We start from the raw sequence: 15,914 nt of genomic DNA on the forward strand, positions 1-15,914 counted from the left end.
AACAGCAGCTCGTTCGAAACGATCACATCAGGTTCGAATTCGGCTGCGAACTCCAAGGTATCTTGGGCGTACGCGGCCGCTGGGCCAGTCGCCACATCGACGCAAATGCGCCTGATGACGGCGGGCGGCCAACGCGTTTTCCAGTCGCTTAAACTACCCGACGCCGCTCCGAGAGCGCCCCGATCCGGAGCCCGTCGCCAGGATTTGAAGGGAAGCGCTTTGGCCTCCGCCGCTGGAGCGTTGCACGGGTCGCTTACGATGAGCACCTCGTGACCGAGATCCCTCAGCGCCGCAGCCGCTAGAAGAGGTGCGGGAACGTGGCCGCCCCCTTCGAAGGTCGTGAATAGGATGCGCATGGCGGACTCGGAATGGCTACCCATGGCCAAAGCCTTGGGAGGCTGCCTGTTCCTGCAGAAGCCGTATATGCGAGAAAACCGGCTAATAAGTCGCATATCGCACGGTGGAAACGATCTATTCGGCCGTTGCGTTTGTTCATCATGGTGAAAGTGATTTGAGCCGATCTCATCCGGAACAACGCGAACGTCTGCGCCATGCACTGGAAAGTGCGGCAAAGCTTCGTCGTCGGCGCATCGCCCTTTGCAGGAACGCCGCGCTTATTATCGTCGTCGCAACTGCCATGTTCTTAGCATTGAGTTGATACTGAGAGGCGATGATCGCTGAAGGCGACGGCAATCCGGCTCACCACGTCCAGAGTCACCGCTGTAGTCCGATGCAAATCATCAAGGGCGCGCAAGGTCGCAATACCTTCGAGCCCGTCAGCGCAACTGGCTATCCTTACTTCCGCGCCGGTTGATGCCTGCGGTCACAATGCGACCGTCACGACCGGACTGGCAAGAAACGCATGTGGTGACGCCAGGCAGTGCGCGTCGACGCCCCACCGGAATCGCGTCGCCACATTCCACACAATCTTCCGTTCCTTCACCGACAGGCATGCGTGATCTTGCGGATAGGACACCGTCCAAAATGGTGTCTTCAATTTGATCCAGCACGGCTCCGTCCCGGGTCCAACCACCAGCCATCTTAGTATTAGTCTCCTAACGTTAGACAGATGAAGATGGGGCGGCGGCGGGCATCCCAAGCGCTGCCGTACAACAAACTAGGGGTGCTCAAGACGTTCGGTGTCTGGATTGATCTCCCGGCGACCGTCGTAAGCGTCGCAGATGTTGCAACGATTGGGTGTGTTGGCGATTGGATGCCTCGTTCGTGCGATCAACGCGTCGTCAGCACATCGCAAGGCCAGACTGAGCGATACGGAGCGCGCTGGCGTCCGAAAAAGGCCTGCGGTATTTCGCCGGACATAGCCGTGGACTTAAGAGCCGTCCCGGCGATTTCCAGAACGACATGAGGTGACCGATGCTCGAGGCTGGAACGACGTGTTGGCGTGTGGATGCTTCGCCACGCGTCGCGTTACTCGTCGATATGGAGCCCTATCTCGCGGCGGCGAAAGCGGCCATGGAGAAGGCGACGCGTTCGATTTACTTTCTGAACTGGGCGTTCGATCCTGACACCGTCATCGACCATGATGCGATCGGGGCGCACGGACCGTTGCGGATCGGTCCCTTTCTCAATGCGCTGAAGGAGGCGCGCCCCGAACTCGATATCCGCATCCTCTGCTGGCAGGCCGCTCTCCCGGTCGCCGCCACTCAGCGCTTTTTTCCGATACGGAGCCGTCGCTTCTTCGCAAAAACTGGTGTCAGCTTCCTCTTGGATGGTTCTCTTCCCTTAGGTGCGTCCCATCATCAGAAGCTCATCGTCGTCGATGACGCCGTGGCCTTCTGCGGCAGTTGCGATATTGGACCGGATCGATGGGACAGTCCGGAACACCTGCATCCCGATCCGCGTCGGGCAAAAACGCCTAAGGGCTCGCCTTGCTACGACTGCCGCCATGAAGTGATGGCGATGATGGACGGTCCCCCAGCGGCGTCGCTTGGCGCCCTTTTTCGCGAGCGATGGTCACGCGCCACGGGTGACGAACTCGCGATGGGGAAGGCCTCGCTAGGCGATGTCTGGCCCGATGATGTGGAGCCGGATTTCCAAGACATCGCCGTGGGGATTTCCCGCACTCAAGCGCCGTGGAAGAAGTTGCCTGAACGCCGCGAAGGAGAAGCCGCGATGCTTGCCGCCATAGCGGCGGCGCGGAAGCGGCTTTATTTTGAAAACCAGTATTTCACCTCACCTATAGTGGCCGCGGCCTTGGCCGAGCGCCTTGAGGAGACCGATGGTCCCGAAGTCATCCTTGTATCAACCCAGCATTCCCCGAGCTGGTTCGATCGGATGACGATGGATAAGACGAGATCCGTGTTTCTGAAACGATTGGAAGACGCTGATCGGTACGGACGATTCAGGGCTTACAGTCCGGTGACGAAAGATGGTGAAACGATCATCGTCCACGCCAAGCTCGCCATAGTTGATGATCGGTTAGTCCGGCTCGGGTCGAGCAATATGAACAATCGGTCCGAAGGTTTCGACACCGAATGCGACGTGGCCTTTGACACGCGCCCGGCAGCCGACACGGCTTCAAACATTTGCGTCACTGTGTTTCGAAACCGGCTGATCGCCCATTGGCTTGGTTGCACTGTGACGGAGGTGCAAGATGCCACATCAACGAGTTTGATATCCGGGATTGAAGTCCTGGCGGCAAGGGGTTTTGACCGTCTCAGGCCGCTCCGCTCCAGGCCATTGGGCGCTTTATCGGCGTTCATCGCATCCCACCATCTCGGCGACCCGATATCAGCTGCCGACAGTTTTAGGCCTTGGCGCCGGCCAGCACTCATGCGCCGAAAAATGGCCGAGACGGTGCATCGACTGGAACGGGCGAATGTTGACGCTCCCCAGATCGGCGTTCCCGCCGGGTAAAGGCAGCAGATCACGTCAACGGTTAGTGACTAATAGCGGACTGCCTATGGGAAGTGACGACGTCGGTCGAGATTTTCCCGCATTCGAAACGCTGAAGCTTCGGCTGTCTTCCTGACCACAGATCTGGCTGCGGAGGAGTAGATCGAGACGCAGTGTTGGGCTCCGTTGTTGCTTCAAAGGTCCCAGGGAAAGAGGAGTGCAGGGTCGAAAATCAGCGGAACGTGCTGACGGTGGTCTCATTATCTAGCCATGGAAAATCGGCGCAGGCGGCGACGCCATATTCAATCGTTAAGCCTAAGCTTCATGGCGGGTGCTGTAGCGGCTGAGATTATTCGACGCATGCCTGCTATCGCTCGCGCCGCAGGGTACCCTAAGCGACCGCCGGCGGACGGAGCCAAAAAACTTCAGGTCGCCGAAACGCATGAGGCCAGGGCGGGCGAAACCGGGAGAGGACGTCACGCCGAACGCCCGAGCCTAATCCCTATTCGGGGCTGGAAAGATATCTTGAGCCGGACCTATCGAGAGTTCAACGAAGACCAAGTTCCGCTGATCGCCGCCGGATGCACATTCTACGCCCTGCTCGCGTTGTTCCCAGGCGTAACAGCCTTCGCGGCGCTTTACGGCCTCGTCGCCGACGTCGGTGATGCCCGAATCCATATCGAGGCTCTAGGCGCCGTGCTGCCGGCTGGGGCCATTGATCTCATCGGAAGTCAGATGGTCAAGGTCGCAGCCGCCGGCGAAGAAGGCCTGTCCCTCGCCTTCGTGATTGGCCTGTTGACGGCACTGTGGAGCGCCAACAAAGCGATGAAGGCGATCGTCACCGGCTTGAATATCGCCTATGAAGAGGAGGAAAGGCGGGGTTTCATCGCCAAGACCCTGACCCCTCTCGCCTTCACCGTCGGACTGATCCTCTTTGCGATGGCCGCGATCGGCCTTGCAGCCGTCGGCGCCAGATGGACCGACGCGGCGCACCCGATCGTGCAAATCGTCTGGACAGTCTTATACTGGAGTTCACTCTTCAGCGGCGTCGTGGTCGGCATGACGCTTCTGTATCGGTTCGGTCCGAGTCGTAGCCGTGTGCGGTGGCGATGGGTAACTTGGGGCAGCCTATTGGCCGCGGTTGCCTGGCTAGCCATGTCCGGGACCTTCACCTTCTACGTGTCGCGGTTTGGGAACTACGACGAAACCTACGGGACCCTAGGCGCAGCGATTGGCTTTATGACTTGGATTTGGTTGTCGAGCATCGTTTTTTTGATGGGCGCCGAACTGAACGCCGAGATCGAGCATCAGACTGCAAAGGACACCACGACGGGTACGCCCCGGCGTCTCGGACTGAGGGGCGCAGTGATGGCCGATACCGTGGGCGAATCGAGATGACTGCCGGCGTGGCCACGGGACGCTTGGTCGCCTCAGTGCGGCTCGACAGCCGCAGTTCTTAGGGTCTGCGGCGCGAACTCGGCCGCTTGAGACTTGGCAGGGGAGCGTCTCGACGACAATGGAGCCTTTGTCCTCGATCTTATCGATCGGCAAAATAATCTCTTGAGCTGTTATTAAGAATACGGCTGCGTCTACGGCCTGAAAGTGGTCTCAGACAGGACGTGACCTTGCCGCTCGCCGTCGCCCATCTGGCCCAGCGAGACGCGGTAGCCGTAGGCTCACACGCTCTCCCGAAATCGCCTGAGTACCCGATGCCGGGCTGGTGCCTACTTGACCGAGCGGGTTGGTTGCGCCCTGGCCAAGGTTGCGGGCGCCGCCGTTGCTCTTGTCGATGGTGGTGTTCTCAGACGGGCTTTTTCATGGCGTCCTCGTCTTAGCTTGCAGAGCTCAGCGAAACATAACCGAGTTCCAATGTCCGGAAATGGACCAAGAAAACTCGTCGCGTCATCTCGCGTTAGTGGCAGCGACGCGGAGGTTTTGTTGTGAACGGTACGCCTACACCTGCGCCACAATCGGCGTCTCCACCGTCCCCTTGGGCGGACCGTGGCCATCTGTCGATTTGGCCTTCGTTGGTGAGCCTGTGACAAGCTCATGCCGAGTTTGCGCGGCTGGAACAGGGGGCTCAGACACGTCCAAAATCGAGCAAGCCGAAACTCCTCAGCGGCTTTGGCGCGCGTTGAGCTTGGCCTTTTTCCGCTCAATCAGTTCGGTCGCCACCTCAAAGATGGACAACCACACTGCCGCCAAGCTGGACGCACTGGCGCGTCACGTCGGGAGGGAAGACGACGGAGGTCTTAGCTGCGCAAGAGAGGCGACAGACGATCGCTTTGAGAGCCAAACACAGGTCCGTGCGGAGCGGCCGATCCATGTCTAAGGTCACCCCTCCCGGCGCCACGGGCCCGATCAATCCGCCAGAAGCACGAGGCCCGCGTAATGGCGATCTGCCGGCCTATGTCGGCAATGGAGTCATCGGCCTGCGCGTGCGCGAGCAGCCGCTCCAAGCCGGCATGATGATTGTCAGCGGTTTTGCGGGCGAGCATCCGGAACGCCGGATCGAGGCCGCTGCGCCTGCCCCGTACCCCTTAGCCGGCGATATCGCTCTCAACAGCATTTGGCTCAGCGACCAACCGTCCGCGGTGTCGAACCTAGTCCAAGCCTACGATTTCGCCACCGGGGAGTTGACGAGCGCGTTTCGGTTCGAAGCGGGGGGCGTTATCGCTGACGTCGAGATCCTGACGTTCGCCAGTCGATCGGCGCCCTCGATCGTATTGCAAGAGATCAGCGTCAGCGTCGATAAGCCCTGTGAGATCGCTGTGCGGGCCGTGATCGAGACCAGCGGCTTGAGAGGACGGGTGGTCCGACGCAGAACCGACACGCCCGGGGAGCCGGAACCGGTCTGTGACGGTTCCTTACTGTGGGAGTCGGAAGGGGGGCTCAGCACCTGCGGTCTCGCGCTCGCCACGGACCTGGCCGGCGGGTCGGCGGAACGGACGGTGCAATCATGGGACATCTCTGGACCGTTGCGCAGTGAATATAGGCTGCGAGCGCGTTCCGGACGCCGGGTGCGGCTGCGCCAGCTGGCCGCCATCCTGCCCTCGGTTCTTCACGACCGGCCTGACGAGGAGGCCGTCCGTCGCGTGGCCCGCGCCCAGGCCAGCGGATTCGAAACCTTGCGCCAACGCAATCGCGAGGCTTGGGATGAGATCTGGAAGGGCCGGATCCGCGTGCATGGGGCGACACAGCAACACCAAGCCATGATCGACGCCGGGGTCTTTTACCTGAACTGCTCAACACACAAGGCGTCTCCATCCGCGACCTCGATCTTCGGTCTGGCGACTTGGCACGACTACAACTACTACTTTGGTCATGTCATGTGGGACATCGACGCCTTCTGCGTCCCCCCGCTGCTGTTCTTTCAGCCGGACGCAGCTCGCGCGATCCTGGACTTTCGGACCCGTGGACTTGGCGCGGCGAGGTCCATCGCTCGGCTATCAGGGCGCGACGGGGTGCAGTTCCCATGGGAGGCGGCCCCGCTATCCGGGCAGGAGGCCTCGCCCGGAGGCGGCGACGGCGCCGCCCACGAGGATCATGGCTCCCTCCATACCGCGCGCGCCTTTGGCCTCTACGCCGACGTCACTGGTGACGAGGTTTTTCTAAGAGAAGAGGCCTGGCCGGTGCTGTCGGGTGTCGCGGATTGGATCGTCAGCCGCACAACGCGGACGAAGCGAGGACTGGAAATCCTGCGCGCCACGGGGCCGGCCGAGGTTCCAGAGCCGCCTGACAATGACGCCTTCACGATCATGGCAGCCAAACAGGTCCTGCGACGCGCGGTCCGGGCAGCTGAACAGATGGGACGGGCGGCTTCGCCGGAATGGACGAAGACCGCCGAAGACCTCTATCTCCCGGTTCGGGCCGACGGGGTGATCGCCGCCCATGACAATTTTCGGGTGTCCGAGCCGAAGGGAGCGACGCCGTCGCCGCTCGCAGGGTTGTTCCCGTACGATCACCCCGCTCCGGAGCGGGAGCGGCGCAATACCTTGGACTTCTATCTGCAGCATTGGGCCGAGTACGTCGGGGCGCCGATGTTCCCAGCCTTCTATACGACCTGGGCCGCGATGGTCGGCGACCGCCGTCTATCCCTGAAGCTGTTTGAGGAAGGTTACGCCCAATACGACCAGGCTCGCTTCCACCAATGCCTGGAGTATCGCCCTGATCATCCCGACAGCCGGGTCAAGGCGGGGCCTTTCTTCGCCAATCTGGGAGGGATGTTGCTGAGCCTTATGCTTGGACTGACGGGGGTCGTCATAGACGACGATGATCCGCTGACCTGGCCCCGCCGTCCGATCGTCTTGCCGGAAGGGTGGACCGCGATCGAGATCGGACGGCTCTGGGTGAGGGGGCGTCCGATGCGCCTCGTCGCTCGTCAAGGGGCGGACCGCGCGGAATTGACGCCGGTGATCTGATGGGAACAGCCGAGCGCTAGAATCCTTTTGTCCTGTGAGGAGATCGCCATGACCCGCCCCCAAATCCCGTCCACCCCCCCGTCCAACGAAGTATCCCCGCAGGAGACACCGTCGACGCCCTTGTCGCCGGAGGCGGCCCGCCAACTTGATTTGAAGACTGAGGGCGAGGCGCGCCGATCGGCGCGGGTCGGCCGGGTTGTGCGGGGCGATGGCCAGGGGCGGGGTTGAAGGTGTTCAATAGCGAACATAGGAACGCTGTTGCGATGCAGGTTTTCTACAGGTTCACCTTTGAAACGGAGAGCCCGGATGGCTGAGAAAACCCTCGACAACCTGTTCTACGATACGCTCAAGGATATTTATTACGCCGAGCGTAAGATCGTGAAGTCGCTGCCCAAGATGGCGCGTGGCGCAAACTCCCCAGACCTCAAGGCCGCCTTCGAAAAACACCGTGAAGAGACCGAAGGCCAAATCGAGCGGCTGCAGCAAGTCTTCGAGATCATCGGCAAGCGCGCCATGGGCAAGACGTGCGACGCCATCGAAGGCATCCTGGCCGAAGGCGACGAAATTCTTGAGGAGTACGCTGGGACCGCGGCGCTCGATGCCGGCCTGATCGCGGCCGCCCAAGCGGTCGAACACTACGAGATCACCCGATACGGCACCCTCAAGCGCTGGGCGACGCTGCTCGGCTATGAAGACGCGGCGGCGCTGCTCGATGAGACGTTGCAGCAGGAGTCCGCGACCGATGAGAGCCTGACGGCGCTGGCCGACGCCGCCGCCAACGCCGAAGCCCAGGGCGCAGCGGCGGCATAATCCGCCCTTCAATACAAGCCCTGACCGCTTCCAAAGTCCATCCCTTCCTAGTCAATAGGCAGGGATGGTCCCTAGCGGCACGCAGGTTGGCCAAAGCCAGCATCTCCATGTCATTCGTCACGATGGAACTGGATGGGGCGCCGGCCCGGTTCGGCGGGCCGGCTAGATATGATGGCCGAAAGAACTAGGCGCTCTTCTTCGTCTTCGGCCTTGCGGCTGTCTTGCCGGCGGATTTCGTGCTGGCCTTTGTGTTTTTGGTTGCGGTTTTGGTCTTGCCGCCGAGGCTCGCTCGTAGCGCCGACATCAGATCGATCACATTGGTGTCTTCCGGCTCGGAGATCTTGGCCGGCTTATGGCCCTTCTGCTTCTCCTCGATCAGGGCTTTTAGCGCCTCTTCGTATCGGTCGACGAACAGGCTGGGGTCAAACGGTCCTTCGCGCTGCTCAATAATGCGCTGAGCAATGGAGATCATGTCGGGATCGGCTTCAGCGTCGCTGATGCCGGCAAAAATCGCATCTGCCTTTCGAACCTCGGCGTCCGTACGAATGGTGTAGGCCAGAATGCCCTTGCCGCGAGGTTCGAGCGCCAGAATCCGTTCGCGCGTCGAAATCACCACCCGCGCGAGGGCAATCTGGCCGGACCGTTCCATGGCGGTGCGTATGACCCCGAAAGCCTCCTGGGCCATCTTTCCATCGGGCGCGAGGTAGTAGGGATTGTCCCAATACAGACGGTCTATGTCGTCTCCGGGTACGAACCGTTCGATGTCGATCGTCTTGGTGCTCTCGAGCCTGACGGACTTGATCTCCTCGTCCGTTAGAAGAATGTATTCGCCCTTGGAGACCTCATAGCCCTTGACCAGTTCCGATCGCTCGATCGGCCCGGTGTCCGGATCCGTGGTGATCATCTTGATCCGGTTGTTCGTCTTCGGATTGATGAGGTTGAAGTGGACGTCGCCGCCTGAACTGGTCGCTGTGTAGAGCGACACTGGGCAGGTGACGAGCGACAATCTCAGATGTCCTTGCCAACTCGGACGGGACGCCATGACCGGTTCCTTTGAGACATTGCAGAGCGTTTCGAACCACAACGACTCTGCGCGGCGAATCGCTCCCTAGCCGCAGGGCGCGGTATCCCCGGTCTCCAGGTCGATCCTGAAGCAGTGTTCGTCACCCGAGGCGATATCGCGCACGATCACGCTGAAGTCCGAACCGTCGGCGATGGCGGGATGGAAATCCTCGACATAGGCGACCGCCGCCGCCTCGAATGACGCCTCTTTCAGCACCCGCGCCTGATGGGCGTCGACATGGCGGGCGTGAACACGAAAACTTCGGGTGGCGTGAGGGGTCATGGCGCTCTCCTGCCGATCAAACGCCTGTGCCGAGAAAAGGATTCATCGGGTCCCAACATCAAAGGGATCATGTGGGGATTGTGTTCGTTCAGCCAAGAGGACGTATAGGACCCCCGCCATGGCGCCTTCCAAACTCGCGGCGTATCAGCGGATGCGCGACTTTTCTCAGACGGCCGAACCCTCGGGCGAGGCCGCACGGGTTCTGCCCTCGAAGGCCCTGCGTTTCGTGGTCCAGAAGCATGCGGCCAGTCACCTGCATTTCGACCTGCGCCTTGAGTATGACGGGACCTTTCGCTCATGGGCCGTGCCCAAAGGACCGTCGCTTGACCCGAAGAGCCGGCGTCTGGCCATGGAAGTTGAAGACCATCCGCTTGATTACGGCGATTTTGAAGGGACTATCCCCCAGGGCCAGTACGGGGGCGGCACCGTCATGGTGTGGGACCGCGGTTACTGGGCGCCTGAAAAGGGGTTCGAGGATATCGGCGCGGCCTTGGCAAGGGGCGAACTCAAGTTCGTCATGGAGGGCGACCGGCTGCACGGATCGTGGGTCCTGGTTCGGTTCAAAGCGGACAAGGTCTCGAAGTCCAAGCCGGGGTGGATGCTGATCAAACATCGGGACGAAGGGGCGGTGGAAGGCGATGTCGGCGGCCCGAGCGACGCCGACCTGTCGGTCGCGTCAAGGCGCACGATGACCGAAATCGCCGAGGGCAAGCGCCGGAAGGTGAGCCCCTTCATGACGACGATCGGGCCCGACGCCGCCGCCGTCTGGGAGAGCAGCCACAAGCGGGACGCCGCCGCTCCGAACCCTTCAGCGAAAGGGACGACGTCCTCGGCCAACGAGAGAGCGTTGCGAACGCGCGCCAAGGCCCCATCCGTTTCGGCCCTGCCGACCTTTGTCGAGCCGCAGCTGACGAAGTCCTCCGAGAAGCCGCCCAGGGGCGAGACCTGGGCTCACGAGATCAAGTTCGACGGCTATCGGATGCAGCTCCGCACCGTCGGCGGCAAGGCGACCCTACTGACCCGCAAAGGGCTCGACTGGTCGAAGAAGTTCCCCGAGATCGTCGCTGCCGGCGCGACCCTCAAGGACGGGATATACGACGGAGAAGCCGTCGCCCTAGATTCTACCGGGGCTCCAGATTTCGCAGCGCTGCAGACGGCCATTTCCGAGGCGAGGACGAAGGACTTAGTCTTCTTCGTCTTCGACCTGCTGTTCGAGGAACGGCAGGACCTGCGGTCCCTGCCGCTTTCTGCGCGCAAGGCCCGGCTTGAGGAAGCTCTCAGCGATGCGCCCGCCAATCTTCGCTACGTCGATCATTTCGTAACGGCAGGCGACGCGGTGCTCCTGTCAGCCTGCCGCATGGACCTGGAAGGCATTGTGTCAAAACGCCTGGACGCCCCGTACCGCTCAGGGCGCAGCGACACCTGGACCAAGTCAAAATGCCGTCAAGGCCATGAGGTTGTCGTCGCCGGTTGGACCACGACAGGCGACGCCTTCCGGTCCCTGATTGCGGGGGTGTACCGGGACGGCGCCCTGGTCCACGTCGGTCGGATCGGGACCGGGTTTGGGCGAGACACTGTCGCCCGCATCATGCCTCGACTCCAGGCGCTCGAGACCCGCGAGAGTCCGTTCACGCAGGGCGCTCCGAAGCGAGTCCCCGGCGTCCATTGGGTGAAACCCGAATTGGTCGCGGAGATCGAATATGCGGGCTTCACCGGCGAGGGCGCGATCCGACAGGCGGCGTTCAAGGGTCTGCGAGAAGACAAGCCGGCGGCGGAGGTCGAGGCTGAGGTCCCCGCCGTCCTGCCCGCAGCGGAGCGGCCCGCAACCTTTCTCGCCGAGGTCAAAGTAGACGGCGCGTTCCAGACGCGCACCGTGCGGCCCAAAGGGTCATCTGTGGTCATGGGGGTCACCATATCCCATGCTGACAAGCCGCTATGGCCGGACGCTGGCGACGATCGCCCGGTGACCAAGATGGATCTCGCCCAATACTATGAGGCGATCGGGGAGTGGATGCTGGGTCATGTGAAGGGTCGCCCCTGTTCGATGATCCGCATGCCCGACGGGATTAATGGGGATCAGAGGTTCTTTCAACGCCATTCCGGCAAGGGCCAGTCGTCTTTGATCTCGGAGGTCACGGTCTGGGGCGATCGTAAGCCCTACCTTCAGTTCGATCGGGTGGAGGCTCTGGTCGCAGCGGGCCAGACCGGCGCGCTAGAGCTTCACCCGTGGAACAGCGAGCCCTTCGCCCCGGAACAGCCGGGACGACTCGTCTTCGACCTTGACCCGGCGCCGGACGTTCCCTTTGAGGAAGTCATTCGCAGCGCCAAGGAGGTCCGCGACCGTCTGACCGATTTGGGTCTCGTGAGTTTCTGCAAGACGACCGGCGGCAAGGGCTTGCATGTGGTTACGCCGCTGAAAGCCAAAGGAATCGACTGGCCCACAGCCAAAGCCTTCGCGCGTGACGTCTGCAAAGCCATGGCCCGCGATGATCCTCGCCGGTTCTTGATCACCATGGCCAAAAAGGACCGCGCAGGCCGGATTTTCCTCGACTATCTCCGGAATGACCGCATGGCCACCGCCGTCGCCCCGCTCTCGCCCCGCGGCCGCCCGGGGGCGCCTGTGTCCATGCCGCTCAGTTGGTCTCAAGTGAAAAAAGGGCTGGATCCGATGAAATATACGGTTCGCACCGTACCCCGCCTGGTTCGAAATCTCACCGCCTGGGACGACTATTGCGAGGGAGAGCGGGCGCTCGGCGCCGCGATCAAACGGCTCGGTAAAGTGTGACGAACCGGCGAGCGGCGCCACTGCGCTGAGGCATGCTGGGCGTCGTCTGCCAGAACGGACTCGGGCGAGGAAATCCCAGCGCCAACAGGCCGACCCACCGACACTCATGCAGGAGACAGTAAGAACCAAGAAGGCCCGACGTTGATGACGTCGGGCCTCTAATCTATCTGCCCGTATTAACGATAGCGGGCGCGTTCTTCCAGGATTTGCTCGTGAGTATAGGGTTTGGCTTCCGCGTCGAAACCGGTCCAACCCGATTGCCTGTAAGCCTCGCCCCGGGTGACAGCGTCATAACCGCGGCTGTCGTCCAAGATAGACTGGAGGCGTTCGCGTTCGTCGCCGTCGGCCTTGACGCTGACCAGCGTTCCGCCGCGACGGACGCCTTCGGAATAGACGTTCGCCTCTTCGTCGCTGTGTCCCGCCTCTTTCAGTGCGCCGAGCAGGCCGCCCGTTGCGCCCCCCGCTGCGGCGCCGACCGCCGCGCCGACCGCCGTCGAGGCCAGCCATCCAGCGGCAACCACCGGGCCAAGGCCCGGAATGGCCAGCATACCGAGACCGGCGAGGACACCTGCGCCGGCGCCGAGCAATCCGCCCGTCGCCGCGCCCTTGCCGGCCCCGTCCGCGACATCGTTCTCGCCGTCGCCGTTACGGTCGCCGAGGGGGCCGGCTTTGTGGTCGCCGGATGCGGCGTGCCAATTGTCGGCGTTGTTGGAAACGATGCTGATCTTGTCGTGATCGACGCCTGCGGCTTCGAGTTTCGAAACGGCGTCGAGGGCTTGGGTGTGGCTGTCGAACAGACGAGTGACGGTGGCCATGGTGGGCTCCTTGGAAAAGTTTGAAAGAAGAAGGAAGTTCAGCGCGCGATCAATTGGGCGTCACGACGCCCTTATAGTCGACCGAGACAGTGGTGGATTCGCCGCCGCTACGAGCGGCCTGGCCCTTCCAGATCCCCTGATCGTCTTGGGTCAGAGGACCCGAGACGACATAGCCCTGTTTCTCGATGGCCGCTTTGGCCTGGCCTTCGGTGAAGGAGTTGGCGCCGGACGTCAGAGCGGCTTTTTCTGAGGTTTCCTGCGTATCGACTGCGGGGTTCATCGGCGCTTCGGCGGTCGAGACGGCCGGGCCTTCCACGGGGGCTTCATTTCGGTCGTTGTTTCCGCAGGCGGTCAACAAGACAGCGGTTGCAGAGACGGCGAGAGCGGCTTTCATCATGATGCATTCCTTTCAGGTCGCCCACCAAAAGCCGCCGCCGAGCGCGTTCGTTCCTACAGCCCCGGTTGAAGGCGTGGGATCGTCGCGCTGACCCCCGCGATTTCCGGGCTGAGGAGTCGATACAGCGTGACGCGTAGAGTGCAGCCGCGGTGTCGGATCACGCGACGACGCCGACAGTCGGGCGACTGAGAGAGGGCGAGCCGGCCCGGGCGAACCGCCACGGCGTCTCAACGCCCTGTCGGATGCCGATGCGAGGGCCTGCAACGACCGGTTCAGGCTCCCTGAGCTCAATCGTAAAAGGGGCAGCGGCCATCGGCCGATGGTTGAGGTCTCCCGTCACGCCGAGCGCCTGACACAAGCGGCCAGGACCAGCGCAGAGGTCACGTGTTGGGACCGGGCCCCGACGTTGTGTCATGACTTCGGGGTTCCAAACGGGTTCAAGGGCTCGGATGAGAACGGCGCTGCCCGGTGTGGCGGCGTCACAGACGACGTTGAGACACCAATGTCGGCCGTAGATTCGATAGACGTAGGCGCGGCCGATCGGTCCGAACATCGGAGCGTTGCGCGGCGTCAAGCCTCGGAAACTGTGTGAGGCGGGATCGTGCGCGGCGTAGGCTTCGGTCTCAACGATGGTTCCGCCGACGCCGTCGACCATCAACCCCGCCCCGATAAGCCTGGCGGCGACCTCTGGCGCGGGACGCGCCCACAACGTCGCGAGGGCGGAATTCATCGTCAGACCGGGGCGTCGGAAATCGCGCCCAGCCGAGCGAGGATGAATGGGAGCCGGTCCGGCAACTCTCGCGCCAGGAACCCCAGCGGAGCGCCGGCGGCGGCGAGGTCCGCCCCGGCCGAAGCGTGAACGAAGACGGCCCAAAGGGCCGCGTCTACGGGAGGCGCTCCCCGCGCGAGGAAGCCTCCGATCGCGCCGGCCAGGACATCGCCTGAGCCCGACGTGCCGAGGCCGACGACGCCCCCGTCATGACGCCAAGCCGTGCCGTCGGGGGACACCACGAAAGTCGTCGCGCCTTTCATGACGATCACGGACTGGAACATTGTCGCCGCCTCCCGGGCCGCCCCAAGCGGGTCGGCGCGAATGACGTCCTTGTCTCGATCAAGGATCGCGGCCATTTCTCCGGCGTGAGGCGTCAGGACGATTCGACCCCCTGCGACCCTGGCGAAGGCGCTGGCTTCGTTCGAAAGCGGCAGGGCCCCTGCGTCGATTACCGCCGGCACACCGGCGGCGGCTTGCAACAATCTGGACGCCAGGCGCCGCTGCGCCCGGCCGGTTTCCATGCCCGGTCCGAGCACGAGGGCTGACGAGGCAGCGGCGTGGTCAATAAGAGGAGAGGCGGTCATCGCGGGGGCGATGACGATGCGAGCCTCCGGCACGGCCACGGCGAGCGCCGCCGCCGAGGCGCGATCAGCCCGAATCTGCAGCTTGCCGGCGCCTACTTTCAGGGCGGCGACCCCCGCGAGGATCGCCGCGCCCGCCATCACGGCCTCCCCGCCGACGATGAGCACGATGCCGCGGTCTTCCTTGTCGCCGTCGGTGGCAAGCCGGGGCAGGGGGTAGCGGGACAAGGCGGCGGCGTCGAGGCGGGTCGTCATCGTGCAGCGACCTTGGCATCCGGGGCGGAGGTCACCGGCGCCCCTTGGACTTCCAGCGGAGCGACGAAGTTGTAGAGGTCGAGCGTGAGGCCGCCCTCCCCGTTACGGACGTAGGTCGTCACCCCGCAGTTGGCGACATCGCCCTCAGCGTCTATCGCGAGGATCTCGGTTTCGGTCAGACCCTCCAGCAGATAACGAAGGCAGAGGATCACGACTTGATGACCGACGATAAGGACGCGTTGGTCTCGATGATGCAGACTGAGAGTGTCCAGAGCCGCCCGCAGGCGGAGAATGACATCGCACCAACTTTCTCCCCCCGGCGGCCGGTGATAAAACTTCCCCAAACGGCGGCGCGCTTCGGCCTGTTCCGGATAGCGAACTTCAATGCCCTGCGTCGTCAACCGATCGAGGATTCCGAACTCCCGTTCGCGCAGCCGTTCATCGACACAGAAGCCAAGGTCGGTTTTGCCGAAACCGCCCTTCTCGACGATCGCGGTCGCGGTCTGCCGGGCCCGCAGATAGGTCGAGGTGAGAACGACCGTAGGGCGCTGATCGTCGGGCAGGGTCGTGAACCATTGACCCAAAGCCTCGGATTGCGCGTGCCCCAGATCGCTCAGCGGCACATCGACGTCTCTGATGTCGAGATCGATCTCTCCAAGCCCGGCCGCGTGGGCCCGATCGCGAGCGACGTTGCCGGCGCTTTGTCCATGGCGGACAAGCCACAGATGGGAAGGCCAAGGAGAGGTCACGCTGTGGGCGCCGGATCTGCGGAGGCGGCGTTCTCCTGAAGGAGGGTGGTCACGCCCCGGAACAGGGTGATGGTCGTCCGGTCATCCATGGCGTCCACGTCAGACTGCCCGATCATTGCGTCCAGGCG

The 15,914-nt window shown here is 62.7% G+C and carries 14 protein-coding genes and 1 pseudogene; 6 read left to right on the plus strand and 9 right to left on the minus strand.

The genetic code is table 11. The features are described from left to right. Positions 1-380, minus strand: a pseudogene (locus tag RT123_RS13120) (glycosyltransferase); the annotation flags it as partial. An 80-nt stretch (positions 381-460) separates the two neighbouring features. Between RT123_RS13120 and RT123_RS13125 the strand changes: the two are divergent. Further along, the gene (locus tag RT123_RS13125) at positions 461-658 is read left to right on the plus strand and encodes a hypothetical protein (RefSeq protein WP_313009548.1); all 198 of its coding nucleotides are present in this window, start codon (positions 461-463) and stop codon (positions 656-658) included. 118 nt (positions 659-776) lie between these two features. Here RT123_RS13125 and RT123_RS13130 read toward each other — a convergent pair whose 3' ends face one another. Further along, on the minus strand, positions 777-1,040 hold the full coding sequence (locus RT123_RS13130; protein ID WP_313009549.1) for a DksA/TraR family C4-type zinc finger protein: 264 nt from the start codon (positions 1,038-1,040) through the stop codon (positions 777-779). 334 nt (positions 1,041-1,374) lie between these two features. Here RT123_RS13130 and RT123_RS13135 point away from each other — a divergent pair, with 334 nt between their 5' ends. The 4 genes from RT123_RS13135 to RT123_RS13150 all read left to right on the plus strand — a co-directional run bounded on the left by RT123_RS13135 (position 1,375) and on the right by RT123_RS13150 (position 8,087). Next, positions 1,375-2,877, plus strand: coding sequence for a phospholipase D-like domain-containing protein (locus tag RT123_RS13135; RefSeq protein WP_313009550.1), 1,503 nt, complete (start codon positions 1,375-1,377; stop codon positions 2,875-2,877). Between the two features lie 504 nt (positions 2,878-3,381). Then, positions 3,382-4,254, plus strand: a complete 873-nt coding sequence (locus RT123_RS13140; protein WP_313009552.1) for a YihY/virulence factor BrkB family protein — start codon at positions 3,382-3,384, stop codon at positions 4,252-4,254. 926 nt (positions 4,255-5,180) lie between these two features. Further along, on the plus strand, positions 5,181-7,277 hold the full coding sequence (locus tag RT123_RS13145; protein WP_313009554.1) for a glycoside hydrolase family 65 protein: 2,097 nt from the start codon (positions 5,181-5,183) through the stop codon (positions 7,275-7,277). A 306-nt stretch (positions 7,278-7,583) separates the two neighbouring features. Beyond that, positions 7,584-8,087 carry a ferritin-like domain-containing protein gene (locus tag RT123_RS13150; RefSeq protein ID WP_313009556.1) on the plus strand — a complete coding sequence of 168 codons (504 nt, stop codon included), beginning with the start codon at positions 7,584-7,586 and terminating at the stop codon, positions 8,085-8,087. Positions 8,088-8,271: 184 nt separating this feature from the next. Here the strand turns inward: RT123_RS13150 and RT123_RS13155 are convergent, their stop codons facing one another. Then, positions 8,272-9,129 carry a Ku protein gene (locus RT123_RS13155; RefSeq protein ID WP_313009557.1) on the minus strand — a complete coding sequence of 286 codons (858 nt, stop codon included), beginning with the start codon at positions 9,127-9,129 and terminating at the stop codon, positions 8,272-8,274. Between the two features lie 66 nt (positions 9,130-9,195). Further along, a complete protein-coding gene (locus RT123_RS13160; protein ID WP_313009558.1) occupies positions 9,196-9,432 on the minus strand; it encodes a DUF5961 family protein in 237 nt (78 codons plus the stop codon). Between RT123_RS13160 and ligD the strand changes: the two genes are divergently transcribed. Continuing rightward, the gene (gene ligD / locus RT123_RS13165) at positions 9,431-12,217 is read left to right on the plus strand and encodes a DNA ligase D (protein ID WP_313009559.1); all 2,787 of its coding nucleotides are present in this window, start codon (positions 9,431-9,433) and stop codon (positions 12,215-12,217) included. The genes RT123_RS13160 and ligD overlap by 2 nt on opposite strands. 176 nt (positions 12,218-12,393) lie before the next feature. On the opposite strand, the gene RT123_RS13170 is transcribed toward ligD, so the two are convergent. The 5 genes from RT123_RS13170 to RT123_RS13185 all read right to left on the minus strand — a co-directional run bounded on the left by RT123_RS13170 (position 12,394) and on the right by RT123_RS13185 (position 15,786). Beyond that, a complete protein-coding gene (locus RT123_RS13170; protein WP_313009560.1) occupies positions 12,394-13,032 on the minus strand; it encodes a hypothetical protein in 639 nt (212 codons plus the stop codon). 49 nt (positions 13,033-13,081) lie between these two features. Then, a complete protein-coding gene (locus RT123_RS13175; protein ID WP_313009561.1) occupies positions 13,082-13,429 on the minus strand; it encodes a hypothetical protein in 348 nt (115 codons plus the stop codon). Positions 13,430-13,586: 157 nt separating this feature from the next. Further along, positions 13,587-14,159 carry a DNA-3-methyladenine glycosylase gene (locus RT123_RS15750; RefSeq protein WP_409514913.1) on the minus strand — a complete coding sequence of 191 codons (573 nt, stop codon included), beginning with the start codon at positions 14,157-14,159 and terminating at the stop codon, positions 13,587-13,589. Positions 14,160-14,161: 2 nt separating this feature from the next. Continuing rightward, the gene (locus tag RT123_RS13180) at positions 14,162-15,037 is read right to left on the minus strand and encodes an NAD(P)H-hydrate dehydratase (protein WP_313009563.1); all 876 of its coding nucleotides are present in this window, start codon (positions 15,035-15,037) and stop codon (positions 14,162-14,164) included. Next, positions 15,034-15,786: a histidine phosphatase family protein gene (locus RT123_RS13185; protein ID WP_313009564.1), complete on the minus strand. Its 753-nt coding sequence runs from the start codon at positions 15,784-15,786 to the stop codon at positions 15,034-15,036. Before RT123_RS13185 ends, RT123_RS13180 begins: the two co-directional genes overlap by 4 nt. Positions 15,787-15,914: the final 128 nt, after the last annotated feature.

The organism is Brevundimonas vesicularis, assembly GCF_032067225.1.
GTDB lineage: Bacteria > Pseudomonadota > Alphaproteobacteria > Caulobacterales > Caulobacteraceae > Brevundimonas > Brevundimonas vesicularis_F.